General features: G+C 53.1%; 24 protein-coding genes. 21 read left to right on the plus strand and 3 right to left on the minus strand.

Annotated elements, in window-relative coordinates; all coding sequences use genetic code 11:
- The first annotated feature begins 8 nt into the window (after positions 1 to 8).
- From SGBXF1_RS01295 to hemB, 13 genes are all read left to right on the plus strand, one after another.
- Positions 9 to 791, plus strand: a complete 783-nt coding sequence (locus SGBXF1_RS01295; RefSeq protein ID WP_186427711.1) for a tyrosine-protein phosphatase — start codon at positions 9 to 11, stop codon at positions 789 to 791.
- Positions 792 to 877: 86 nt separating this feature from the next.
- Complete coding sequence (locus SGBXF1_RS01300; RefSeq protein ID WP_037423523.1) at positions 878 to 1,408, plus strand: DedA family protein; 531 nt, start codon at positions 878 to 880, stop codon at positions 1,406 to 1,408.
- 291 nt (positions 1,409 to 1,699) lie between these two features.
- Positions 1,700 to 2,488 carry a histidine phosphatase family protein gene (locus tag SGBXF1_RS01305; protein ID WP_186427712.1) on the plus strand — a complete coding sequence of 263 codons (789 nt, stop codon included), beginning with the start codon at positions 1,700 to 1,702 and terminating at the stop codon, positions 2,486 to 2,488.
- 105 nt (positions 2,489 to 2,593) lie between these two features.
- On the plus strand, positions 2,594 to 3,907 hold the full coding sequence (locus SGBXF1_RS01310; RefSeq protein ID WP_186427713.1) for an OprD family outer membrane porin: 1,314 nt from the start codon (positions 2,594 to 2,596) through the stop codon (positions 3,905 to 3,907).
- Positions 3,908 to 4,049: 142 nt separating this feature from the next.
- On the plus strand, positions 4,050 to 5,597 hold the full coding sequence (gene rmuC, locus SGBXF1_RS01315) for a DNA recombination protein RmuC (RefSeq protein WP_037423600.1): 1,548 nt from the start codon (positions 4,050 to 4,052) through the stop codon (positions 5,595 to 5,597).
- A 79-nt stretch (positions 5,598 to 5,676) separates the two neighbouring features.
- On the plus strand, positions 5,677 to 6,432 hold the full coding sequence (ubiE, locus tag SGBXF1_RS01320) for a bifunctional demethylmenaquinone methyltransferase/2-methoxy-6-polyprenyl-1,4-benzoquinol methylase UbiE (protein ID WP_037423528.1): 756 nt from the start codon (positions 5,677 to 5,679) through the stop codon (positions 6,430 to 6,432).
- Between the two features lie 13 nt (positions 6,433 to 6,445).
- On the plus strand, positions 6,446 to 7,054 hold the full coding sequence (gene ubiJ, locus SGBXF1_RS01325; protein WP_037423603.1) for a ubiquinone biosynthesis protein UbiJ: 609 nt from the start codon (positions 6,446 to 6,448) through the stop codon (positions 7,052 to 7,054).
- Complete coding sequence (ubiB, locus tag SGBXF1_RS01330; protein ID WP_037423531.1) at positions 7,051 to 8,682, plus strand: ubiquinone biosynthesis regulatory protein kinase UbiB; 1,632 nt, start codon at positions 7,051 to 7,053, stop codon at positions 8,680 to 8,682. The genes ubiJ and ubiB overlap by 4 nt, the downstream gene beginning before the upstream one ends.
- 80 nt (positions 8,683 to 8,762) lie before the next feature.
- Positions 8,763 to 9,026 (plus strand): Sec-independent protein translocase subunit TatA, encoded by a 264-nt coding sequence (gene tatA, locus SGBXF1_RS01335; protein WP_037423534.1) that lies wholly within the window; start codon positions 8,763 to 8,765, stop codon positions 9,024 to 9,026.
- A gap of 3 nt (positions 9,027 to 9,029) precedes the next feature.
- Positions 9,030 to 9,590, plus strand: a complete 561-nt coding sequence (gene tatB / locus SGBXF1_RS01340) for a Sec-independent protein translocase protein TatB (protein ID WP_037423537.1) — start codon at positions 9,030 to 9,032, stop codon at positions 9,588 to 9,590.
- A 3-nt stretch (positions 9,591 to 9,593) separates the two neighbouring features.
- A complete protein-coding gene (gene tatC / locus SGBXF1_RS01345; protein ID WP_037423540.1) occupies positions 9,594 to 10,364 on the plus strand; it encodes a Sec-independent protein translocase subunit TatC in 771 nt (256 codons plus the stop codon).
- A 51-nt stretch (positions 10,365 to 10,415) separates the two neighbouring features.
- Positions 10,416 to 11,198, plus strand: coding sequence for a 3'-5' ssDNA/RNA exonuclease TatD (tatD, locus tag SGBXF1_RS01350; RefSeq protein ID WP_037423543.1), 783 nt, complete (start codon positions 10,416 to 10,418; stop codon positions 11,196 to 11,198).
- 14 nt (positions 11,199 to 11,212) lie between these two features.
- Positions 11,213 to 12,235 (plus strand): porphobilinogen synthase, encoded by a 1,023-nt coding sequence (gene hemB, locus SGBXF1_RS01355; RefSeq protein WP_061808124.1) that lies wholly within the window; start codon positions 11,213 to 11,215, stop codon positions 12,233 to 12,235.
- 44 nt (positions 12,236 to 12,279) lie between these two features.
- On the opposite strand, the gene rfaH is transcribed toward hemB, so the two are convergent.
- Positions 12,280 to 12,768: a transcription/translation regulatory transformer protein RfaH gene (gene rfaH / locus SGBXF1_RS01360; protein ID WP_037423546.1), complete on the minus strand. Its 489-nt coding sequence runs from the start codon at positions 12,766 to 12,768 to the stop codon at positions 12,280 to 12,282.
- Positions 12,769 to 13,012: 244 nt separating this feature from the next.
- Between rfaH and pepE the strand changes: the two genes are divergently transcribed.
- The 3 genes from pepE (at position 13,013) to fre (ending at position 16,199) form a co-directional block, all read left to right on the plus strand.
- The gene (pepE, locus tag SGBXF1_RS01365; RefSeq protein ID WP_186427714.1) at positions 13,013 to 13,738 is read left to right on the plus strand and encodes a dipeptidase PepE; all 726 of its coding nucleotides are present in this window, start codon (positions 13,013 to 13,015) and stop codon (positions 13,736 to 13,738) included.
- Positions 13,739 to 13,826: 88 nt separating this feature from the next.
- Entirely contained in the window at positions 13,827 to 15,323 is a 1,497-nt protein-coding gene (ubiD, locus tag SGBXF1_RS01370) for a 4-hydroxy-3-polyprenylbenzoate decarboxylase (RefSeq protein ID WP_115185196.1), read from the plus strand.
- 174 nt (positions 15,324 to 15,497) lie between these two features.
- The gene (gene fre / locus SGBXF1_RS01375) at positions 15,498 to 16,199 is read left to right on the plus strand and encodes an NAD(P)H-flavin reductase (protein ID WP_037423555.1); all 702 of its coding nucleotides are present in this window, start codon (positions 15,498 to 15,500) and stop codon (positions 16,197 to 16,199) included.
- 171 nt (positions 16,200 to 16,370) lie between these two features.
- On the opposite strand, the gene fadA is transcribed toward fre, so the two are convergent.
- Entirely contained in the window at positions 16,371 to 17,534 is a 1,164-nt protein-coding gene (fadA, locus tag SGBXF1_RS01380; RefSeq protein ID WP_037423559.1) for an acetyl-CoA C-acyltransferase FadA, read from the minus strand.
- 10 nt (positions 17,535 to 17,544) lie between these two features.
- On the minus strand, positions 17,545 to 19,734 hold the full coding sequence (gene fadB, locus SGBXF1_RS01385) for a fatty acid oxidation complex subunit alpha FadB (protein ID WP_186427715.1): 2,190 nt from the start codon (positions 19,732 to 19,734) through the stop codon (positions 17,545 to 17,547).
- Positions 19,735 to 19,967: 233 nt separating this feature from the next.
- Here fadB and SGBXF1_RS01390 point away from each other — a divergent pair, with 233 nt between their 5' ends.
- The 5 genes from SGBXF1_RS01390 to hemG all read left to right on the plus strand — a co-directional run bounded on the left by SGBXF1_RS01390 (position 19,968) and on the right by hemG (position 25,269).
- Positions 19,968 to 21,164 (plus strand): MFS transporter, encoded by a 1,197-nt coding sequence (locus SGBXF1_RS01390; protein WP_186427716.1) that lies wholly within the window; start codon positions 19,968 to 19,970, stop codon positions 21,162 to 21,164.
- A 117-nt stretch (positions 21,165 to 21,281) separates the two neighbouring features.
- Complete coding sequence (pepQ, locus tag SGBXF1_RS01395) at positions 21,282 to 22,613, plus strand: Xaa-Pro dipeptidase (protein WP_037423562.1); 1,332 nt, start codon at positions 21,282 to 21,284, stop codon at positions 22,611 to 22,613.
- Entirely contained in the window at positions 22,613 to 23,227 is a 615-nt protein-coding gene (locus SGBXF1_RS01400; protein WP_061808121.1) for an IMPACT family protein, read from the plus strand. Before pepQ ends, SGBXF1_RS01400 begins: the two co-directional genes overlap by 1 nt.
- Positions 23,228 to 23,261: 34 nt before the next feature.
- Entirely contained in the window at positions 23,262 to 24,713 is a 1,452-nt protein-coding gene (trkH, locus tag SGBXF1_RS01405; protein ID WP_037423568.1) for a Trk system potassium transporter TrkH, read from the plus strand.
- Positions 24,714 to 24,735: 22 nt separating this feature from the next.
- On the plus strand, positions 24,736 to 25,269 hold the full coding sequence (gene hemG, locus SGBXF1_RS01410; RefSeq protein WP_186427717.1) for a menaquinone-dependent protoporphyrinogen IX dehydrogenase: 534 nt from the start codon (positions 24,736 to 24,738) through the stop codon (positions 25,267 to 25,269).
- The last annotated feature ends 81 nt before the right edge of the window (positions 25,270 to 25,350 follow it).

Below are 25,350 nucleotides of genomic sequence, written 5' to 3' on the forward strand. Positions count from 1 at the left end.
GGACGTCTATGACCGCCCAGATCCTGCTTCATCCTTCACTAGCACCGCTTGATGGTGGCATTAATTTTCGCGATCTTGGCGGCAATAGCGTCGCCGATGGTCGCCGTATCAAACGTGGTTTGCTGTTTCGTTCCGGTTCGTTAGAACGCCTGACGGAAAATGACTGCACTTTTCTGGCCGGCGTGCCGGTACGTTCGGTACTCGATTACCGTGATGCTGATGAAGTGCAGGCTAAGCCTGATATTCTGTGGCGTGGTGCCGATTACCATCATTTCCCCGCCAACCCGCTGAGCAATGAGGTTAACGCTAACCTGGAAAAGCTAAACAGTGAAACGCTCGCGGGTTTTGATGCACAGATGTTTATGCTGGAACTGTACCGCCGATTGCCGTTCGGCAATACGGCGTACAAACAGTTGGCTCAACTGCTGAGCAAGGCGGATCACGGCGCGATCGTCCAGCACTGTGCGGTGGGTAAGGATCGTACTGGGATTGGATCGGCACTGGTGTTATTCGCACTGGGGGCTGATGAGGCGACGGTTGTGGAAGATTACCTGTTAACCGAAACCACGCTGGCAACTTTCCGCGAACAGATGCTGGATCAACTGTCGATTCGCCTGAGTGACTCTACGTTGCAACAGTTTGCCTACGTGCTTAGCGCTCGTGAAGAGTTCCTGATGACGGCTCTGGGTTGTATTCGTGAGCAACATGGCACTACCGATCGTTGGCTGGAGGCGGAATATGGGCTGGGCCAGAAACAGCGTGAAGCGCTGCAGGCATTTTACCTCGAGTAAACCGTGCTGATGTTTAACCGGGGTTTAACCTGCCCCGGCTGGCATTGCGTATCCTTGGGGGATAAATCCCGTATCAGGAGCCTGTATTGAGCCTCAATGACATTATCCACTGGGTCAGCGAAACCGTGCGTCAGCATGAAAACTGGGCTATCCCGATTATCTTCTTCCTGGCATTTGGCGAATCGCTGGCGTTCTTGTCGCTGCTGTTACCGGCAACGGTGATTTTGCTCGCCTTGGGTGCGCTGATTGGCGAAAGCGGCATCGCATTTTGGCCGATTTGGGCTGCTGCAGCTATCGGTGCCTTCTTCGGTGATTGGCTTTCTTACTGGATTGGTTACCACTACCAGGATCGTGTGGCGCACATGTGGCCGCTATCGCGCAATCCACAGCTGTTGACGCGAGGTCATGCGTTTTTTGAACGTTGGGGGGTTTTGGGTATTTTCATCGGTCGCTTCTTCGGCCCATTGCGTGCTGTGGTACCGCTGGTCGGTGGTATTTGTGGTATGCCCCAGCGTTATTTCCAAGTAGCGAATATCACTTCGGCGATGATCTGGGCATTTGGCATTCTTGCGCCGGGCGCTTTTGGTATTAAATGGCTAAGCCAGTGGTTTAGTTAAGATAGCCCCTCTTTCTTGCGAAGGGGGCTATGTCGTCTGTTAATTATTAAAGGAAGAGTGAGAATTCGATCACGAATTTATCCTTATTTGCGGCTTTTCATTTTCTTTCTTTTCTTATGGGTGTTAATTTCGTTAGTAAGTGGATTGTTACTGTGATTAAACAGGCAAAACCCAAACTCGTTGACAGAAATGTCATGGGTTTGGGTTTTTTTTTGCCATTAATATACTCAACGATCCATGGATGATTATAAAACTAACGTGTAGTGTCATTTTCTTCACTAAGGGCTATCAATGAAAATAAAAACAGGGGTATTAGCTTTTGTACTTTCTCTCTCTTCTTTATCTACGTCTGCTGTTTTTGCGGCAGAGACAGATAGCATCAATATTTATTTTGCGCGTCACGGTAAAACGATACTCAATACTTACGATCGGGTGCAAGGTTGGGCAGATTCACCCTTGACGTCATCAGGGATTGAAACGGCCCGTTATCTGGGGGCCGGATTGAAAGAGGTTCCTTTTACTCGCTTTTACACCAGTGATGCCGGGCGCCAACGTGAAACGATGCGAGTGATCCTACAGGAAATGGGCAAACCAAACGCGAGCGTGACAGAGCTGACAGATTTACGTGAAATGTTCTTTGGTGGGTTTGAAGGCCTGCCAAATAAGAATATGGCGGATGCCGCCGCCAAAAAGCTTGATATGGCGTCGGGTGACGCTATGTTCCAGCAGATGAAGGAAGGGCGCATAGGGTTAATCTCGATGGTGGATGCCATCAATCAGAGTGATGATAAGCAAGAGGCCGAAAATGCCCTGCAAGTGAAAACGCGTATGCAGCATGCGCTGAATGCAATGGTGCAGGCGGCTTTAAAAGGGGGAGATAAAAACATACTGGCAGTCTCTTCCGGGTTATCAATGCAGATGATGATTTCAGACATGACCGACAACCCAGAAAAGAATAAGCCATTGGCCAATGCGGCAGTGGTAAAAATTACTTATAAAGATGGCGAATATAAGGTAACTAACATTGGTGACCTGAGTTATGTCGCAAAAGGGAAAGTGATTATTAATAAAGGTCAGTAACGTTAAAGTTATAGAATAAATACACCCTTCTTATTTTTTAGTGTCGGGCGGAAATTGATGCCGCCCGGCCGGGCATTTCTATGCCAAATTCTGGGGATGATAATAATGAGAGTTTTCGCTTCATGGTGCGTTATCGCTATTTCGCTCTTGTCACCCGCGTTGCATGCCGCGGGTGACAGCCTCGCCAATGCGTCTTTTATTCGCGACAGTCAGGCTGAGATCACACTGAAAAATTACTGGAAATACCTTAAAGAAGACGCGGCTAACCCGAAGGAGGTCCACAACGCCTGGGGGCAAGGGCTGGCTCTGGGCTATCAGTCCGGTTATCTCGCCGATACCCTTGGGGTGAACCTCGATTACTACAGTGCGGTGAAACTGGGTGCCAGCGACTATTTCAATACCCGAGGGGTCTTGTACAACAACGGCCCAGGTAACAGTAAGAGTAATGCCGCTGGATTCAGTAAAGTTGGACAGCGTTACGTCAAATTGAAAGGAGAGGTGAGTGGCACGGCGCTTAATGCCCAGTGGGGGTGGCAAATATTGCGTAACTACGGTGTGATTTCCACGTCCACGCGCCTTTCACCGACCACGTATTTAGGCTGGTCAGGGGGCGTCTCGGGGACAGAGTTCGCTGTACGTGGCGCTTATGTCGAACACGCGATGGATCGTAACTCCCCCGACAGTCTGCGCTTGCAAACCAATGATGGTCATTACATCAATCACCTCGCCACGGGCGAATTAGGTTATGAGAATAAAGTGTTCAACGGCCAATTGGCGTATGGCGAATCTCAGGACTATCTACGTCGGCAGATCTTGCGGATGGTGTTCAAGCCCAATGAAAAACTCAGCCTTGGTAGCCAGATTTATACCACTCAGGCGCTGGACAATTACAAGGTGATGGCACTAAACAAACGCAATTTCGATCGCCATGCTAACCACTATGCTTTTGATGCCAAATGGCAGGCGCCGCTTTGGAGCCTGAAGCTTGGCATTGGTCACACGCGGGCGCCCAAAGGAGAAGGGATGCTGGGGTTTTACCCACGGCATATGGCGAAAAACTCCCGTGGTACTTTCACGTCAATGGCCTATGCTGGCGAAGACTATATGCGTGATGGCGAAACAATGTTGGCGGCAATGGCTGAATACCGTATTACACCTGAATTCACCGCTGGGCTCGCCACGAACTATGGTCAGTTCAGCTATCAGGGTATTGCCGTACGTACTGGTGAAATCAACGCGTTTGGGCGCTGGATGCCTTCGCACCCAACATTAAAAAACCTGACGATTTTTGCCATGTTTGGTCCGGGGTGGTCCTATAAGAACGCAAATAAAACACCGGTAATATCGGATGGGCGCTATCAGACGTCTCATTCTCTGGCGGCGGAGTTTATCGCCGAATACCGCTTCAAACTGTTTTAGCCTGCCTGATCAGCGCGGTATCGCTTGACTGCCGCGTTCCTTCCATGAAAACACGCTGGACATCCATACAGGCTCCCTTTAACGTGACGGACAAGAGGCGTATAGAACGCCGGAAAAGTCAGGTGTAACAGGAGGCAGGGTGGTGGATACCAGTTTAATTTACGGTATAGGTGGGGTAGCTATCGGCCTGCTGCTGGGATGGCTTATCGCCAGCTTGCGTGTACAACAGACACAGGCACAGCATGAAACTGAGCTGCGGCTGCTGGAACAATCGCTGCAACAGGCGCAGCAGGAAACCGCGTCCCGACAGGAAATACTGCAGCGTAATGAACAACACATGCGTCAGACTGAGCTGGAATTACGTAATTTGCACAGCCAGTTGGCGGCCGGGCATGAAAAGCTTCAGCAGCTTAATCACTGGCGCAATGAATGTGAGCAGTTGAATCAGGAACTGCGGGCGCAACGTGAGGTAAATAGCGCCCAGGAAGCCGAGTTGCGTGAGGTGACCATCCGCCTGGAAGAAACCCGCATGGCGGCAGAAGAAAAACAACGTCTGTTGATTAACAGCGAGCAACGTCTCACTACCCAGTTCGAGAATTTGGCTAACCGCATTTTTGAACACAGCGGGCGCAAGGTAGACGAGCAAAATAAGCAAAGTTTGGATCGCCTGTTGCTGCCGCTGCGTGAACAGCTGGATGGTTTCCGCCGTCAGGTGCAGGACAGTTTTGGTCAGGAAGCACGTGAACGCCATACTTTGACCCACGAAATACGCAACCTGCAGCAGCTCAATGCGCAGATGGCGCGTGAAGCCATCAACCTTACCAAAGCCCTGAAAGGGGATAATAAAACGCAGGGTAACTGGGGGGAAGTGGTGCTGAGCCGGGTGCTCGAAGCCTCCGGTTTGCGTGAAGGACATGAGTATGAAACCCAGGTCAACGTGCGGGTAGATCACCAGAGCCGTATGCAACCTGATGTGATCGTGCGTTTGCCTCAGGGTAAGGACGTGGTGATCGATGCGAAAATGTCGTTGGTGGCCTACGAACGTTACTTCAACAGTGAAGATGAAGTTGAACGTGAGGCGGCACTGAGTGAGCATATTGCCTCGTTGCGCGGTCATATCCGTCTGCTGGGACGTAAGGATTACCAGCAATTGCCTGGCCTGCGTTCACTGGACTACGTGCTGATGTTTATTCCGGTGGAGCCGGCCTTCCTATTGGCTATCGACCGTGAGCCGGAGCTGATTAGCGATGCGTTAAAACACAACATCATGCTGGTCAGCCCAACCACACTGTTGGTGGCATTGCGGACTATCACCAACCTTTGGCGCTATGAACACCAGAGCCAGAATGCGCAACGCATTGCTGACCGGGCTGCGCGGCTGTATGACAAAATGCGGCTGTTTGTCGACGATATGTCGTCGCTGGGGCAGAGCCTGGACAAGGCCCAGGGGAGTTATCGTCTGGCGATGAACAAACTGAGCGAAGGCCGTGGTAATCTTATCGGACAGACCGAGGGGTTCCGTGCGCTTGGGGTTGAGGTGAAAAGACCGATCAACCCGCTGCTGGCTCAGCAAGCCAGTGCTCAGCATGATGAAGAATTTGAGGCGGCGGGCGACGATGACGTTGATACGCTGCCGGAGACGGAAGGCGACGACGCCGTAGAGGAACCACGCTCCGCATCGCAGGCATGACAACCGCTGCGAGGTGGGGTATTCCGTGGGGTTCTGGTACACTCCACCACACTAAATTGACTGAATAGCAGGCAGGACAATGGCAGATCAACCGCAGGAAACCACCGATTTCGGTTTTCGCACCGTAGCTCGAGACGAAAAGCAGGCCATGGTGGCAGACGTTTTTCATTCGGTAGCCGCAAAGTATGACGTGATGAACGACCTGATGTCGTTTGGCATCCACCGTATCTGGAAGCGTTTTACCATTGATTGCAGCGGCGTGCGCCGTGGGCAGCGGGTGTTGGATCTGGCCGGTGGCACCGGTGACCTGGCCGCCAAGTTCTCCCGCATGGTCGGTGAGCAAGGACAGGTGGTACTGGCGGACATTAACGATTCTATGCTGAAGATGGGGCGCGAAAAACTGCGCGATCGCGGCATTATCGGCAACGTCAGCTACGTTCAGGCCAATGCCGAAGCGTTGCCGTTCCCAGATAACTATTTTGACTGCATCACCATTTCTTTTGGCCTGCGCAACGTCACCGATAAAGACAAAGCGCTGCGCTCCATGTTCCGAGTGCTGAAGCCGGGTGGTCGTCTGCTGGTGTTGGAATTCTCCAAACCTTTGCTGGCGCCGCTGAGCAAAGCCTATGACGCCTATTCGTTCCACGTGCTGCCGAAAATCGGTGAGCTGGTGGTGAAGGATCCGGAAAGCTACCGTTATCTGGCTGAGTCGATCCGCATGCATCCTGATCAGGAAACACTCAAGGGCATGATGGGGGCCGCCGGTTTTGACAACGTGACCTATTTTAACCTGACCGGCGGTATTGTGGCCCTGCACCGTGGCTTCAAGTTCTGATATGGACATGCCGATGCTGTTAACCCCGTTGTTGACCGGCGTACTGGAAACATCGCTCAACAGCCTGCTGTTTCGCGATCGCAGTATGAAGGCGGCCCGTCAGCGGCTGGTTGGCAAGGTTTTGCGTATTGAGTTGCAGGAACTTGCCTCTCCGCTGGTGCTGATCTTCAGTGAACAGCGTGTCGATGTGCTTGGCCAGTCTGATGACACTGCCGACTGCACGGTGCGTAGTCGTATCTCGGTGCTGCTGAAATTGCGGGATCGCCAACAGCTTTCGCCATTGATGCGCAGCGGCGAACTGATTGTCGAAGGTGATATTCAGGTCGTGCAACAACTGGTCGGGCTGCTTGATCTGGCTGAGTGGGATCCGGCGGAATGGCTGGCACCTTACATCGGCGATATTGCTGCGCAGGGTGTCACTCAGGTTCTAGGAAAGGGGGCGAATCTGCTGAAAGCCGGTTTACAGCGTCAGCAGCATTATGTGGCTGAGACACTGACGGAAGAGTGGCGTATGGCACCAGGCCCATTGGAAGTTGTGTGGTTCAATGAAGAGGTTGATGCCACCGTTCGCAACGTCGAAGCGCTGATTGCTCGTATGGACAAGTTGGAGGGTAAGCGATGACCCCTGGCGAACTACGCCGCCTGTATTTGATCGTCCGCGTTTTTCTCAGTTATGGCCTGGATGAACTGATCCCCAAGATGCGTTTGACGTGGCCACTGCGATTTGGCCGCCGCCTGCTGTTCTGGATGCCGAACCGCCATGCAGATAAACCATTGGGCGAGCGTCTGCGTCTGGCTCTGCAGGAACTGGGGCCGGTATGGATTAAGTTTGGCCAGATGATGTCTACCCGTCGCGACCTGTTCCCACCACAGATCGCCGATCAACTGACGTTGCTGCAGGATCGGGTTGCTCCTTTCGACGGTGCGCTGGCGCGCAAGCATATTGAATTGGCGATGGGCGGCCCGCTGGAAACCTGGTTTGATGATTTTGACCAACAGGCGCTAGCCTCGGCATCGATAGCTCAGGTACATACCGCGCGGCTGAAAACGACCGGTCAGGAAGTGGTGTTGAAGGTGATTCGGCCGGATATCGGGCCAATCATCAAGGCCGATGTGCGCCTGATGTATCGTTTAGCGGCCTGGGTGCCCAAACTGATGCCAGATGGTCGCCGCTTGCGCCCGCGTGAAGTGGTGCGCGAGTATGAAAAGACCTTGCTGGACGAGCTGAATCTGCTGCGTGAAGCGGCTAACGCCATCCAGCTGCGCCGCAATTTTGACGGTAGCCCTATGCTGTACGTGCCGGAAGTGTATTCGGACTACTGCCGCGAAAGCGTGCTGGTCATGGAACGCATTTACGGCATCCCTGTCTCGGATATTGAGACGCTGGAAAAGCAGGGCACCAACATGAAACTGTTGGCCGAACGTGGGGTTCAGGTATTCTTTACCCAGGTATTCCGCGACAGCTTCTTCCATGCGGACATGCATCCCGGTAATATTTTTGTCAGCTATGAGCATCCTGAAGACCCCTGCTATATCGGCATTGATTGCGGTATTGTCGGCTCGTTGAACAAGGACGATAAACGCTATCTGGCGGAAAACTTTATTGCCTTCTTCAACCGTGATTACCGTAAGGTTGCGGAGCTGCATGTTGATTCTGGTTGGGTGCCGCGCGATACCAACGTTGAGGATTTCGAATTCGCTATCCGCACCGTGTGCGAGCCGATCTTCGAGAAGCCATTGGAAGAAATTTCGTTCGGTAACGTGCTGTTGAACCTGTTCAATACCGCGCGTCGTTTCAATATGGAAGTGCAACCTCAACTGGTGTTATTGCAGAAGACCTTGCTGTATGTTGAAGGTCTGGGTCGACAGCTTTATCCGCAGTTGGATTTGTGGACGACGGCCAAACCGTTCCTGGAAAGCTGGATGCGTGATCAGGTCGGTATACCGGCAGTGATCCGCGCACTGAAAGAAAAAGCGCCGTTTTGGGCAGAGAAACTGCCTGAGCTGCCTGAATTATTTTACGATAGCCTGCAGCAGCATAAGTTGTTGCAACAAAGTGTTGATAAGCTGACTAATCAGATGCAGGCCCAGCGCGTCCGTCAGGGGCAATCGCGTTATTTGTTCGGCGTTGGCGCTACACTGATAGTAAGCGGTACGATTTTGCTGTTGGGCGAGGTTGCTGTATTCCCCGCATGGCTAATAGCAGCCGGCATCGTTTCCTGGCTGATCGGTTGGAAGCGAACTGCCTGAATTGGTTAGAAACTCTGGTAAAATCTGCCGTATAATGCGACGGATTTTGAAAAAACCCTGTAAAAATAGAGGTAATTGCAATGGGCGGTATTAGTATTACGCAATTGTTGATCATCGCAGTGATTGTGGTGCTGCTGTTTGGTACCAAAAAGCTCCGCACGTTGGGGTCTGATCTCGGTGCATCAATCAAGGGTTTCAAAAAGGCGATCGGCGATGAAAACACGCCGCCGACCAACACGGCTGAGAAAAACAGCCTGGATGACGCTGACTTCACGGCCAAGCCTATTACCGATAAGCAGCCGGAAGTGAAAGCGGAAGAGTCGAAGAACAAAGAGCAGGTATAAACCGTGTTTGACATTGGGTTTAGTGAACTGTTGCTGGTTCTGGTTATTGGCCTGGTGGTACTTGGGCCGGAACGGCTGCCGGTAGCGGTAAGAACAGTTTCGGGCTGGATCCGCGCGCTGCGATCGCTTGCGGCTTCGGTGCAGAACGAACTTTCTCAGGAGCTGAAGCTGCAAGAATTGCAGGACAGCCTGAAAAAGGTAGAGAAAGCAGGCATGCAGAATTTGTCGCCAGAGTTAAAGGCGTCAATGGATGAGCTGAAAGACGCGGCGGAATCGCTGAAACGTTCTTATCAGGGCGACAACAAGACCGAGCCAGCACACACCATTCATAACCCTCTGGTCACTGACCCGGAAGCCATTCATGACGGCGTGACGCCGGCAGAGGCTGCGGCTGTTGCATCATCTCCGGCTGCAGTGCCGGAGCCGGCAGTTACGGCAACGCCGCAAGTTGAACCGCCGGCAGTCACGCCGGTTAAACAACCGGCGACGTCAGCTGTTCAGGCAACCCCAGAACCTGTTGCGGATAAAACCCCAGCGTCTCACCAACCTAGTGGCGATCGTTAAAACATGGCTGTTGAAGATACCCAACCCCTTATCAGTCATCTGATAGAACTGCGTAAGCGGTTGTTAAACTCAATTATCAGCATACTGGTGATCTTTCTGGTGCTGGTGTTTTTCGCCAATGACATCTATCAACTGGTGTCTGCGCCGCTGATCAAGCAACTGCCCGCCGGGGCGAGCATGATCGCCACCGACGTGGCTTCACCGTTCTTTACGCCGATCAAGTTGACCATGATCGTTTCGGTGTTTGTCTCCGCGCCGGTGATTTTGTATCAGGTCTGGTCATTTATCGCACCGGCGCTGTACAAGCACGAACGTCGACTGATGATGCCGTTGCTGGTGTCCAGCAGCCTGCTGTTCTATCTCGGTATGGCGTTTGCCTACTTTATCGTGTTCCCGTTGGCGTTTGGTTTTTTTGCCAAGACGGCACCCGCTGGGGTGATGATTGCAACTGACATCAATAACTACCTCGATTTCGTCATGGCACTGTTTATGGCGTTTGGCGTGGCCTTTGAGGTTCCGGTTGCCATTATTTTGCTGTGTTGGAGTGGCGTCACTTCACCGGAAGACCTGAAAAAGAAACGACCTTACGTTCTGGTCGGCGCTTTCGTGGTCGGTATGCTGTTGACCCCGCCGGATGTATTCTCGCAGACTCTGCTGGCGATCCCGATGTACCTGTTGTTTGAAGTGGGCGTGTTCTTTGCCCGTTTCTACACGGGTAAGCGTCGTTCGCAGCCGGAAGAAGAAGACGAGGGTGATGAACCCCCGGCACCTTAATCTTTGTTTGTCTAAAGCCGCCCGCTGGGCGGCTTTTACTTTGGGAAAACCATGTTTGATATCGGCGTAAATCTCACCAGTTCACAGTTTGCCAAGGACCGTCCCGCCGTGCTGGAACGTGCGCGCGCCGCAGGCGTGAAAGGGATGCTGATTACCGGTACGGATCTGACGGAGAGCCGGGCTGCCAGTGAGCTGGCGCAGTTGCACACCGGCTACTGTTGGTCCACTGCGGGCGTGCATCCGCATCATGCCAGTAGTTGGGACGAGCAGGTCGCTGAACATATCCACGAATTGGCCGCTCAACCGCACGTCGCGGCGGTGGGGGAATGTGGGCTGGATTTTAATCGTAATTTTTCCACACCAGAGCAACAAGAGGTGGCATTCAGCGCACAGCTTGCGTTAGCTGCAGAGCTGTCGCTGCCGGTATTTCTTCATTGCCGCGATGCGCACGCACGTTTTGCCGCGCTGCTCGCGCCATGGTTGGATAAACTGCCCGCGGCAGTGGTGCACTGTTTTACGGGCACCGCTGAAGAATTAGAAGGCTGTCTGTCGCTTGGCTTGTCGATCGGTATTACCGGTTGGGTCTGTGATGAACGGCGTGGCCTGGAGTTGCGTGCACTGTTGCCGCAGATTCCGGCCGATCGTTTGTTGTTGGAAACCGACGCACCCTATCTGTTGCCCCGGGATTTACATCCGAAACCTGCATCTCGCCGCAACGAACCCTGTTTTTTGCCTCATATCGTCCGGCAGGTGGCCGCCTGGCGACACGAAGACCCCGAATGGCTGGGGCAGAAAACCGATGAGAACGCCCGCCGGCTTTTCCGGCTGGAATGAGTTAGGAGAAAACTATGAGCTATGCATTTCCGGGTACCTTCCCAGGTCGTCGTATGCGCCGCGTGCGCCGTCATGATTTCAGTCGTCGCTTGGTGGCGGAGAACCAACTGACGGTTAACGACCTGATCTACCCGGTATTTGTCATGGAAGGCAGTAACCGTCAGGAAGCCGTATCATCCATGCCCGGCGTATCACGCATGAGCATCGATCTACTGATTAAAGAAGCGGAAGCCATCGCTAAGCTGGGTGTGCCCGTGATCTCCCTGTTCCCGGTTATTGAGCCAGGCCTGAAGTCACTGCACGCAGAAGAAGCTTATAACCCGGACGGTTTGGTGCAACGTACGGTACGTGCGTTGAAAGACGCGGTGCCAGAGCTGGGCATTTTGACTGACGTGGCGCTTGATCCTTACACCACTCACGGTCAGGACGGCATCATTGATGAGCAAGGCTATGTCATCAACGATATCACCAAAGAAATTCTGGTGCGTCAGGCGCTGTCTCATGCAGAAGCCGGGGCAGAAATCGTGGCACCAAGTGACATGATGGATGGTCGTATTGGCGCGATTCGCGATCAGTTGGAGCATCAAGGTCTGATTAATACTCAGATCATGGCTTACTCCGCAAAATATGCGTCTTGTTACTACGGCCCATTCCGCGATGCGCTGGGTTCAAGCGGCAATCTGAAAGGCGGCAACAAAAAAACCTACCAGATGGACCCGGCCAACAGCGACGAAGCGTTGCAGGAAATTGCACAAGATCTGCAGGAAGGCGCAGATATGGTAATGGTTAAGCCGGGTATGCCTTATCTGGACGTGGTACGCCGGGTGAAAGACACCTTCGGTGTGCCGACTTTTGCCTATCAGGTGTCAGGTGAGTATGCGATGCATATGGCAGCGATTCAGAATGGTTGGTTGCAGGAGCAGCCCGCGGTAATGGAATCACTGATGTGCTTCAAACGCGCCGGTGCTGACGGTGTGCTGACCTACTTTGCCAAGCGAGTTGCTCAGTGGATGCATGACGACGCGATGCAGCGCTAAGACGCGATTACCAACGATAAAGGCGCCATAGGCGCCTTTTTGCATTACAACTTTTGAAACTGCCGGTTATCGACACTCTGAGTCACTTGCTTGTTTATCAGGTTCAGTAGCAGCATTGAGCGCGCCTCGCCGTCAGGCTCGGTGTAGATGGCTTTTAACCCTTCAAACACGCCGTCGACGATCAACACGCTATCTCCCGGTTGCGGGGTTTCAGGATCGAAGTAGGTTTCGCCGGTATGCGTCTGCAACTCTTCGATCACTTTCTGCGGGATAGTGGTCGGCGTTGAACCAAAGCGTACGAAGTGGCTGACACCACGTGTTGCACTGATGGTCGTGGTATGGATGCGTTCCGGATTGAATTCCACAAACAGGTAGTTGGGGAACAGGGGTTCGCTGACCGCAATGCGTTTGCCGCGTACGATCTTTTCCAACGTAATGATTGGGCTCAGGCAGTTCACTTCCTGCCGCTCCAGATGTTCCTGCGCCCGTAAAAGTTGGCCGCGTTTACAATACAGTAGGTACCAAGATTCCATAATTTCACATGCCTTTCTGTCAGCCGGTAAGCATATCAAAAGCCATTACGGATACATAGTGGTGCAAGTTTCAGCATGTAACTGTCGCTATCTGCATGAATCGTTGGCAATTAGCGAAGGGTCACACACTTATTCGCACGGCTTGGGTATAACAGAGGGCTAAAAATTTGCTACCGTCGCAGTATGCCTTGGCCTGAGATTGCCAGATGTGACGCTATTCATCGTTTTTGATTGAGGGGGAGAAATGGAACTATTTCTGTTGAGTAACGGCAAGCTGTCCGGGGAGGATGAGCTGCTGGGCTATGCCAAGACGCACCTGTTGGCGATGATCGCACGCCGCGGCATCACGTCCGCCGTTTTTATCCCTTATGCCATGATCCGCAGTGATTACGATCAACGCGCGCAGGACTTGTCGCAAACGTTAGGTATTAACGTAACCAGCATTCACCATGCCGAGTCCCCGGCTGCGGCGATAGCACAGGCGGAATGCATTTTGGTCAGCGGTGGCAATACCTGGATGCTAAACCAGATGCTGCATGAGAACGGTTTGATCGTCCCTATCCAGCGAGCGGTGCGTGAACGTAGCGTACCCTATGTGGGCTGGAGCGCGGGTTGCAACGTTGCCACACCAAGCATTCGTACCACCAATGACATGCCAGTGCGCAATAGCGTCGTACTGCCAGCATTGAACCTGTTCCCGGTTCAAATTAACCCGCACTACATTGATGCTCATATCAGTGGCCACATGGGCGAAACGCGTGATGAACGTCTGGCGGAGTTTTGCGCGGTTAATCCAAGCGAGTCTGTGGTGGCGTTGCGTGAAGGTAGCCTGCTGCACGTTGAGGGTAATGATTTGCGTTACTTCAGCGCCAGAGAGCAAGGTTTCAAGGTGTTCCGCCACGGTGTGGAGACCCAGGAGTACCGTGATACACAGGCGTTACATACGTTGGTGCCGTTCACGTGCCACTGAGAACCGGCGATGTATTTACCGGTGTTTAACAAAAGTGCAGCAACAACCGTGAAGAGGGCTTATAATGCCCTCCTCACTGGCCGTTATAATGATCAGCATGAAATACCGTGACTTACGCGATTTCCTCTCGTTGCTGGAAAAGAGAGGGGAACTAAAACGCATTAGCCAGCCGATTGATCCCTATCTGGAAATGACAGAAATTGCCGATCGTACTTTACGTGCGGGCGGCCCGGCGCTGCTGTTCGAAAACCCGAAAGGGTACGACATGCCTGTGCTGTGCAATCTGTTCGGAACCGCCAATCGCGTTGCGATGGGCATGGGGCAGGAGGATGTCAGCTCGTTGCGTGAAGTCGGCAAATTGCTGGCGTTCCTGAAAGAGCCAGAGCCACCAAAGGGTTTTCGCGACCTGTTTGATAAACTGCCGAAGTTCAAGCAAGTGTTGAACATGCCGACCAAGGTCTTGGGTTCAGCGCCTTGCCAGGAACAGGTATGGCAGGGCGATGACGTCGATCTCAGCCGTATCCCGGTGATGCACTGCTGGCCGGAAGACGCGGCACCGTTGATCACCTGGGGCCTGACAGTCACTCGTGGGCCGCAAAAAGAGCGACAGAACCTGGGTATCTATCGTCAACAGGTGCTGAGCAAGAATAAAGTCATCATGCGTTGGTTGTCGCACCGCGGCGGCGCGCTGGATTATCTTGAATGGTGCCAGGCACATCCCGGTGAGCGTTTCCCGGTTGCCGTCGCGCTAGGCGCAGATCCTGCCACTATTCTTGGTGCAGTGACGCCAGTGCCGGATACCCTGTCTGAATATGCTTTTGCTGGGCTATTGCGTGGCAATAAGACCGAAGTGGTCAAGTGTATCTCTTGCGATCTGGAAGTGCCCGCCAGCGCAGAAATTGTGTTAGAAGGTTACATTGAGCCGGGTGAAATGGCGCCGGAAGGCCCGTATGGTGATCACACCGGTTACTACAACGAGATAGACCACTTCCCAGTCTTCACTATCACCCACATTACTCAACGTCGCGACGCCATTTATCACTCGACCTACACCGGCCGTCCGCCGGATGAGCCGGCGGTGTTGGGTGTGGCGTTGAACGAAGTATTTGTGCCAATCTTGCAAAAGCAGTTCCCGGAAATTGTTGATTTCTATCTGCCGCCTGAAGGTTGTTCCTATCGCCTGGCGGTAGTGACCATTAAGAAACAGTATGCGGGTCATGCTAAACGCGTAATGATGGGCGTCTGGTCATTCCTGCGTCAGTTCATGTACACCAAGTTCGTGATTGTTTGTGACGATGACATCAATGCTCGTGACTGGAATGATGTGATCTGGGCGATCACCACCCGAATGGATCCGGCAAGGGATACTGTTATGGTGGAGAATACGCCGATCGATTATCTGGACTTCGCCTCGCCGGTTTCCGGTTTGGGATCGAAGATGGGGCTGGATGCCACCAATAAATGGCCGGGTGAAACCCCGCGCGAATGGGGCCGTCCGATTCAGATGGATGAAAAGGTGCGTGCGCGCGTCGACGAAATCTGGGATGAGCTCGCAATTTTAAGTGACAGAGAACCGACAATATAATCTATCCAAGTAATTGGGGTTGCATTGAAGTGGCAACGCAGCGAATCCCTTGGCACTTAGATATTGAAGTGGCCGAGGTCAGCGAGTAAAGCCAATAAAGATTCAGCTTCAAGTATGAAGGGTAAGTCAGGCTCTGTTCTCAGTTTTGCATTGATGACCCGACAGAGGGAACGCATGACAATATTGAGCTGTAAAGTGACCTCCGTAGAGGCCATTACCGATACGGTTTACCGGGTACGTTTGGTGCCTGAGGCACCGTTTTCTTTCAAGGCAGGGCAGTATTTGATGGTGGTGATGGATGAGCGTGACAAGCGCCCGTTCTCATTGGCCTCGATCCCGACAGAGCAGGATTACATTGAGCTGCACATTGGTGCTTCGGAACTGAATCTGTACGCTATGGCGGTGATGGATCGTATTCTGAAAGAGCAGGCGATTACCGTTGATATCCCGCACGGTGACGCTTGGTTGCGTGAGGAAGGCAGTCGTCCGCTGGTGTTGATCGCCGGTGGTACAGGGTTCTCCTATGCGCGCTCGATTCTGTTGGCTGCGTTGGAGCAGCAGCCGAACCGCGATATCTCTATCTACTGGGGCGGGCGTGAGCTGAAGCACCTGTACGATTTGAGTGAGCTGGAAGCACTGTCGGTGCAACACCCGAACCTGAAAGTGATCCCGGTAGTTGAACAACCGGAAGACGAGTGGCGTGGCCGTAGTGGCACGGTTCTCAGCGCGGTATTGCAGGACTTCGGTACGCTGGCGGAGCACGATATCTATATTGCCGGGCGTTTTGAAATGGCAAAAATTGCTCGGGAGCGTTTCTGTGCCGAACGTGGTGCGCTGGAAGCACACATGTTCGGTGATGCCTTCTCGTTTATCTAATACACGGGATAGGCATAAGACGGGGTGGCCGGTGGTCGCCCCGTTTTTATTTGGGCGCCGGCGAATAACATGCATAAAAAACCCGCCCCTGACAGGCGGGAAGTACGGCAACTAAACTTGGTGGGATGCTGCGATTTTAAGTGTTGACGCAGTCATCCCTAATAGACACAGCTAAACGCGTTCAAAGACGGTCGCGATCCCCTGTCCCAATCCAATACACATGGTCGCCAAACCAAATTGCACGTCACGGCGTTCCATGTTGTTCAACAGCGTTGTCGAGATGCGTGAGCCTGAGCAGCCCAGCGGGTGGCCCAATGCAATGGCGCCGCCATTCAGGTTAATCTTGTCGTCGATACTGTCCAACAGCCCCAGATCCTTGATGCAAGGCAGAGACTGTGCGGCAAAGGCTTCGTTCAGTTCGAACAAATCGATATCCTGCACGCTCAGACCGGCACGTTTGAGCGCCAACTTGCTGGCAGGTACCGGGCCGTAACCCATGATGGATGGGTCGCAACCGACGACTGCCATCGAGCGAATGCGTGCGCGGGCTTTCAGACCGAGCGATTTGGCGCGTGATTCGCTCATCAGCAACATAGCCGACGCACCGTCGGACAATGCTGAAGAGGTACCTGCGGTCACAGTGCCGTTGACCGGATCGAAAGCCGGGCGCAGTGCTGCAAGGCTGGCTACGGTCGTTTCTGGACGAATCACTTCGTCGAAATCATAACGAGTCAGTACACCGTCGGCGTCGTGGCCGGTGGTTGGGATGATTTCATTCTTGAAATAGCCGGCCAGGGTGGCGGCATGCGCGCGTTGGTGCGAGCGTGCGGCGAACTCATCCTGCATCTGACGGCTGATATTGTGTATCTTGGCCAGCATCTCAGCGGTCAGGCCCATCATACCGGCGGCTTTTGCCACGCTGCGGCTCAGGCCCGGGTGGAAATCCACACCGTGATTCATTGGTACGTGGCCCATATGCTCTACGCCACCAATCAGGCTGACATGTGCATCGCCGACCATAATGGCGCGTGCGGCATCGTGCAGCGCCTGCATGGAGGAGCCACACAGCCGGTTTACGGTAACCGCAGGTACGCTATGTGGGATTTCGGCCAGCAGTGAGGCGTTACGGGCAATGTTAAAGCCCTGTTCCAGCGTTTGCTGCACACAACCCCAATAAATGTCGTCAATTTCGGCGGCATCCAGTGACGAATTACGGCTCAGTACCGCGCGCATCAGGTGGGCGGAAAGATCTTCAGCGCGTACCTGGCGGAAGGCGCCGCCCTTAGAGCGGCCCATCGGCGTGCGTACGGCATCAACAATAACTACGTTTTCCATCTTTATGACCTCATGCCGGTTGGCCAGTGGAGACATCGGACAGCGGCGCTGCCACCGGGTAGTAGCTTTCATTACGTTCAGCTTTGGCGCGCAGACCGGCAGGTACCTGATACAGGGCACCGAGATGCGCATAACGCTGGGCCAGTTCGACATAATTGGCAGTGCCAAGCGTATCCAGGTAACGGAACGCCCCGCCGTGGAACGGAGGGAAACCGATGCCATAGACCAACGCCATATCCGCTTCGGCCGGGCTGGCGATAATGTTTTCTTCCAGACAACGTACGACTTCGTTGATCATTGGGATCATCATACGGGCAATGATTTCTTCGTCGCTGATGGTTTGGCGCGGTTGGCTGACTTCAGCCAGTAACGTGTCGGTCTGCTCATCGTTGTCTTTACGCGGTTTGCCTTTGCTGTCCTGGCTGTAACGATAGAAGCCCAGTTGGTTTTTCTGACCGAAACGCTGGTTATCAAACATTACATCGATGGCGTCGCGATAATCTTTGCCCATGCGCTCTGGGAAACCTGCCGCCATCACTGCTTGAGCGTGGTGTGCAGTATCGATACCGACGACGTCGAGCAGGTAAGCGGGGCCCATTGGCCAGCCAAACTGCTTCTCCATCACTTTGTCGATCTGACGGAAGTCCACCCCGTCGCGCAGCAGCATGCTGAAACCGGCAAAATATGGGAACAACACACGGTTGACGAAGAACCCTGGGCAGTCATTTACTACAATCGGCGTTTTGCCCATGCGGCTGGCGTAAGCCACCACAGCGGCAATGGTGCTATCGCTGGTTTGTTCACCACGGATGATTTCCACCAGCGGCATGCGATGTACTGGGTTAAAGAAGTGCATGCCGCAGAAGTTTTGCGGGCGCTTCAATGATTTTGCCAAGTGATTAATCGGAATGGTCGACGTATTTGACGCCAGTACAGTATCTTCGCCGATCAAGCCTTCCACTTCGGACAGTACTGCTGCCTTAACCTTTGGATTCTCGACAACGGCTTCGACGATTACTTGCGCACGTTCGATACCGGCATAATCCAGAGTCGGTTGAATGGTCGACAACACTTGCGCCATCTTCATGCCGTCTAGCTTGCCACGCTCCAACTGCTTGTTAAGCAGCTTGGCGGCTTCATTCATGCCGAGCGTCAGGGATTTGTCGTTAATGTCTTTCATGACAACCGGTACGCCTTTCAGCGCAGACTGGTAGGCGATACCGCCACCCATGATACCGGAACCCAACACCGCTGCTTGCTTTGGTGCTTCAACGTTCTTCGCGAGTTTCTTCGCCTGACCTTTCACAAACTGGTCATTAAGGAAGATGCCGACCAGCGCGCGAGCCTCTTTGGAGCGGGCCAATGGCACAAAGCTGGCGGTTTCCAGTTTCAATGCTTCATCACGGCCCAGCTTGGCTGCGGCCTCAATGGTTTTGACTGCGGTCATTGGCGCCGGATAATGTTTTCCGGCGGTTTGCATCACCATGCCTTTGGCGGTGGTGAAGCTCATGGCCGCTTCAATTGGGCTGAGTTTTAATGGCTCGAGTTTTGGCTGGCGATAGGCGCGCCAGTCCAGTTTGCCTTCAATCGCCTGTTGCAGCATTTTCAGCGCGGCTTCCACCAACTTTTCTGGTGCAACGACGGCGTCTACCAAACCGACCTTCAGTGCATCTTTAGCACTGATGTCTTTACCGGCGGCGATGATCTCCAATGCACTGTCGTTACCCAGCAGGCGTGGCAAACGAACAGAGCCGCCGAAGCCCGGCATAATGCCCAGTTTGGTTTCCGGCAGGCCGATGCGCGCATCTGGAGAGGCAACGCGGAAATCGGTCGCCAGAATGCATTCACAACCACCGCCGAGCGCATAGCCGTTAATGGCCGAAATGGTCGGTACCGGCAAATCTTCCAAGCGGTTAAAGATGCTATTGGCAAAGACCAGCCATTCCTGCAGCTTTTCAGCCGGTGCAGCAAACAGCGAAAGGAACTCGGTGATATCAGCACCGACAATAAATGCGGCCTTGGTGGAACGCAGCAGCAGGCCTTTCAACTCGGTCTGCTTTTCCAACACCGTGAGTGCTTCACCCAGGCTGGCAACAGTGCGGGTATCCAGCTTGTTTACAGAACCTGGGGCATTAAACACCAGCTCGGCGATGCCGTTGTCGAGCCAGTGCAGTTGTAATGTTTCGCCTTGGTAGAGCATGTGTATCTCCTGAATCAGCGTTTGATCTGGTATGACCAGATGATGAGGAGTGTGGTTTTTATGTTAACAATATGCAAATGAGAGATTGCATTTTTGCAGGGCGGATCACATGACTATAAGGTAGGCTTATGATTTAAAACGAAGTTATATTTTATGCGTTATGGTGATTTGCTGGCACATGAAAGCCCCCATAGACTTGCTGTGGACGAGTGCGACACACGCAGAGGTACGGAATGAGTAAAGAAGTATGCATAAAGCACAGTAGTTTCTGGAGTATTCCTGCCAGAACGATGACGCTGGCCTGTCTGCTGGTCTTTATGGCGCAAATGGCGACAACGGTGTACTTGCCTTCTCTACCTACGGTGATGCAGGAATTGGCGATGACGCGCCGCGCAACTGAGCTTTCGATATCAATCTTCGTGATTGGCGCTGCCTTGCCGGTGTTGTTTTGGGGGGCTGCAGCCGATCGTTTTGGTCGCCGCTTGCCACTGACGTTATCTCTGGTGCTGTTCATCAGTTGCAGCCTATTGTTGACGTTTTGCAGTAATGGCACGCAGTTATTGGTGCTGCGTGCACTGCAAGGGGTTGCAGCCGGCGGTGCCGCGATTATCGCGCGTATTATTGTTCGCGATAACTGGCACGGCGATGAATTGGCGAGACGGCTCTCTGTGTTGTCGATCGCCTTTATCGCCGCGTTGGGCGGTGGGCAGTTTATTGGTGGGTTACTCAGCCAGTATTCGCACTGGCAAATGGGTTTTGTACTGATGGGGCTGACCGGGATGGCAATTTTGTTGCTCATGGCGACATTGCCGCTGGAGGCAGGTCGTACAGAGGGGCAACGTCCGGGGATGGCGGCAACCTATTGGCATATTCTGCGCCGCCCAGGCTTCTTCTGGCCAGCATGTGTTGGTGGATTGGGGTTCGCAACAACGGTGACGTTGCAGGAAGTGAGCCCGTTTATCATGCAGCAGGGTTTTGGCCTAAATGTGACGGCATTTGGGGCGCTGGGGCTGGTCATCGGCGTGGCTTACTTTTCTGGAGCCATGGTAGTGAACCGAACCGTGGCGCGTTTCGGCGGTAAGCGGTTAATGCTGGTGGGAGCGCGTATTGTCGCTATGACGACTGCTGCGATCATGTTGTTGTGGTGGAGTGGCTTGCTGGTGGGGCTTTCCGGCATGGCGTTATTCGTTGTGCTGTATTGTCTGACTATTTTTGGCCAGGCGGTATTGTTCCCTAACAGTATGGCGATGGCCGTCAGTGATGCCAAAGCGCGTGGCGCCTATGCGATGGCGTTATGTGGATTTCTGCAACAGTGTCTGGCGGGTATCGCGGCTGCCGGTGCGGTTTTGCTCGAGCATCACGGGTTGTGGGCGGCCGCTATTGCCTTGTTGGGTTTTATTGCCTGGTTAATTGTTAAGCTACGGATGTAACGGCGTTTACAACGATTTGCGAACCGCCCCGCATGCCCGAGGTGATGAGGTTGGTGCGCCGGAACGGTGTGCTAAGATGAGGCATTCCGTTCTAATGGTATGTAAAAGGGTATTGTGATGGAAACACTGGCTTCTTTGTATAACGACCACCTGGCAGAACTACAAAAACGCGCGCGTGAAGTGTTAACGCGCAATAAACTGGATGCGCTGCTGATCCACTCAGGGGAACTGCAACGGATCTTCCAGGACGACCGCAGTTATCCGTTCAAAGTGAACGCGCACTTTAAGGCCTGGGTGCCGGTCACCTCAGTGCCAAACTGTTGGCTGTGGGTGGACGGCGTTAACAAACCGAAGCTGTGGTTCTATTCGCCGGTCGATTACTGGCACAGTGTTGAGCCGTTGCCTGAGAGTTTCTGGACCAAATCTGTTGAGTTGATGCCGTTGGCCAATGCTGACGATATCGCGCAGCAACTGCCTGCTCAGCGTGAACGTGTGGGTTATATTGGTTATGCACAGCAGCGTGCCCGTGACCTCGGCATCTCAGCGGAAAACGTCAATCCGAAAGCCGTATTGAACTACCTCGACTTCCATCGCTCAATCAAAACAGGTTATGAATTGGCCTGTATGCGTGAAGCGCAAAAAACTGCAGTGATGGGGCACCGTGCTGCCCATGAAGCCTTCCTGTCGGGCATGAGCGAGTTTGATATCAACTTGGCTTATCTCACGGCAACCGGACATCGTGACACCGATGTACCTTATGACAACATTGTTGCGTTGAATGAACATGCGTCGGTTCTGCATTACACCACGCTGGATCACCAGCCGCCGGCCGAAGTACTGAGTTTCCTGATTGACGCCGGTGCGGAATACAATGGCTATGCCGCTGACTTGACGCGAACTTATGCCGGTCAGAGCGGTAGTGACTTCGCACAGCTGGTCAAAGATCTCAATCACGAACAACTGGCACTGATGGAGACCATCAAAGCTGGCGTACGCTATACCGATTACCATGTTCAGATGCATCAACGTATCGCAAAACTGCTCAAGAGCCACAAGCTGGTGAGCGGCATCAGTGAAGAAGCGATGGTAGAGCAGGGGCTGACGACGCCGTTCTTACCACATGGTTTGGGGCATCCTTTGGGTTTGCAGGTGCATGACTCTGCGGGCTTCATGCAGGATGAACAAGGTACCCATCTGGCTGCTCCGTCCAAATACCCGTACCTGCGCTGCACCCGTGTGTTGCAACCAGGCATGGTATTGACCATTGAACCGGGCATGTATTTTATTGAATCACTGTTAGCGCCATGGCGTAGCGGCGAATTCAGCCAGCACTTTGCCTGGGATCGTATCGATGCGCTGAAACCTTATGGTGGTATCCGTATTGAAGACAATATCGTGATTCACGAAAAGCGTATTGAGAACATGACGCGTGATCTGAACCTGGCCTGATGCAGCCTTATCCGATCCCGGCAGGCCCTGTTAGCGTCAGCGAAGAAATAAAGAAGAGCCGTTTTATCACCCTGCTTGCGCCGACTGGCGGGGTTGATGCGGCCAAGGCGTTTATCCAGCAGGTTCGTGATGAACACCCGACCGCCCGTCATCATTGTTGGGCATTTGTCGCTGGGCCCCCGACTGATTCACAACAGTTGGGGTTTTCCGACGACGGGGAACCTTCCGGCACTGCGGGTAAACCCATTCTTGCGCAGTTGATGGGGAGTGGTATAGGGGAAATCACCGCTGTAGTAGTACGTTACTATGGCGGTATTAAACTCGGCACTGGCGGTTTGGTGAGAGCCTACGGCAGTGGTGTGCAGCAAGCATTAAAGCAGTTGGCCGTAAGCTACAAGATCCCGCAGGCCGAATATACTTTGCAATGTGACTATGCGCAGTTGGCATTGGTAGAGAATCTGTTGCAGCAATTAGAAGGGCGGATTGTACAGGGGGAGTATGGCGCTTCGGTCCTGCTGCATCTGACTTTACCGGTAACTGGGGTTGAAGCGTTCGGGAATAAATTACGTGATCTCAGTCGCGGTAATTTGCAATTGACCCCCATTTCGCAATAATTCCCCCAACTGAATTGCTAAGGATCGTGCTGAAATGCATTTTCGCGCTATAACCCGTATCGTTGGTCTGCTGGTCATCCTGTTCTCCGGGACGATGTTTATTCCTGGTCTGGTGGCATTGATATACCGCGATGGGGCGGGGAGGGCATTCAGCCAGACCTTCTTTGTGGCTGTGACCATTGGATTGATATTGTGGTGGCCCAATCGCAAGCAAAAGCATGAGCTGAAGCCACGCGAAGGTTTTCTGATTGTGGTGCTGTTCTGGACCGTGCTGGGCAGTGTCGGGGCATTACCGTTTTTATTCTCGGAGCGGCCTAACCTGTCGCTAACCGATGCTTTCTTTGAATCTTTCTCCGGCTTAACGACGACAGGTGCCACCACATTGGTGGGATTGGACTCGTTGCCGAAAGCCATTTTGTTCTACCGTCAGATGCTGCAGTGGATGGGCGGGATGGGGATCATCGTTTTGGCGGTCGCGATACTGCCAATCCTCGGCGTCGGCGGCATGCAGTTATACCGTGCAGAAATGCCCGGCCCGCTGAAAGACAACAAGATGCGTCCACGCATTGCCGAAACCGCGAAAACCCTGTGGCTGATTTATGTGTTGCTGACTATCGCCTGCGCATTGGCGTTATGGGGCGCGGGCATGTCGGTATTCGATGCTATCGGTCACAGTTTCTCGACTATCGCCATTGGCGGTTTTTCTACCCATGATGCCAGTATCGGGTATTACGCCAGTCCAACCATTAACACCATTATTGCTATCTTCCTGCTGATCTCGGGTTGTAACTACGGTTTGCACTTCGCCTTACTGAGTGGTCGCAGCCTGAAAGTCTATTGGCGCGATCCTGAGTTTCGCATGTTTATCGCTGTGCAACTGACGCTGGTGGTGGTGTGTACTGCCGTGTTGTGGGGGCACGGGGTTTACAAAACCGGTATGGAAACGGTCAATCAAGCGTTCTTCCAGGTTGTATCGATGGCGACAACAGCGGGCTTTACCACTGACAGCATTGCCAAGTGGCCGTTATTCCTGCCGATGTTGTTGTTGTGTTCTGCATTTATTGGCGGCTGTGCTGGTTCAACAGGGGGCGGGCTGAAAGTGATCCGTATTCTGTTGCTGTATTTACAGGGTTCACGTGAGCTCAAAAGGCTGGTGCATCCCAATGCTGTTTACACGATCAAGTTGGGTAACCGGGCGCTGCCGGAACGTATCCTTGAAGCGGTATGGGGGTTCTTCTCTGCTTATGCATTGGTCTTTATCGTCAGCATGCTGGCAATTATTGCTACCGGTGTTGATGATTTCTCTGCTTTTGCTGCGGTAACTGCGACGTTGAACAATCTGGGGCCGGGTTTGGGTGTCGTGGCGGATAACTTTACGACTATGCCTGCACCGGCGAAGTGGATTCTGGTTCTGACGATGCTGTTCGGGCGCCTTGAAGTCTTTACACTACTGGTTCTGTTTACGCCGACGTTCTGGCGTGAATGATCCTGATAGAAGGAGTAACGCCGTGAAGGCACTGATTCTTTATTCCAGCCGTGATGGGCAAACACGTTCTATCGCTTCTTATATAGCAAACAAATTACAGGATACATTGCGCTGCGACGTGATTGATCTGCAGCAAGCGGAGGATGTTGACCTTAACCAGTATCAGCAGGTGCTGATTGGTGCCTCGATACGTTATGGACATTTCCATCCGGCGTTGGCTAAGTTTGTTAAGCAGCATGCCGAGCAGTTGAACCAGATGCCAAGTGCATTTTTCAGCGTTAACCTGACTGCCCGCAAAGCAGAGAAGCGTTCACCCCAGACCAATGCTTATACCCGCAAGTTTCTGTTGTCCTCCCCTTGGCAACCAAAACAGTGTGTCGTGTTTGCCGGCGCACTGCGTTATCCGCGTTATCGCTGGTTCGATCGCGTCATGATTCAACTTATTATGCGTATGACAGGCGGCGAAACAGATACCAGTAAAGAAGTTGAGTATACCGATTGGCAAATGGTGGACCGTTTTGCTCAGGAGTTTGGGCAAATTCAGTATGAAAAGTGACGAAAACGCTGGCTTGTGCAGCGTTTTGTTGAAAAAAAACGCGCTTGAAAAGTTTTTTGCATTTAGGGGTTGCGGCCTTCT

Source organism: Serratia grimesii, assembly GCF_900186025.1.
In the GTDB taxonomy this organism is placed as follows: Bacteria; Pseudomonadota; Gammaproteobacteria; order Enterobacterales; family Enterobacteriaceae; genus Serratia; species Serratia grimesii.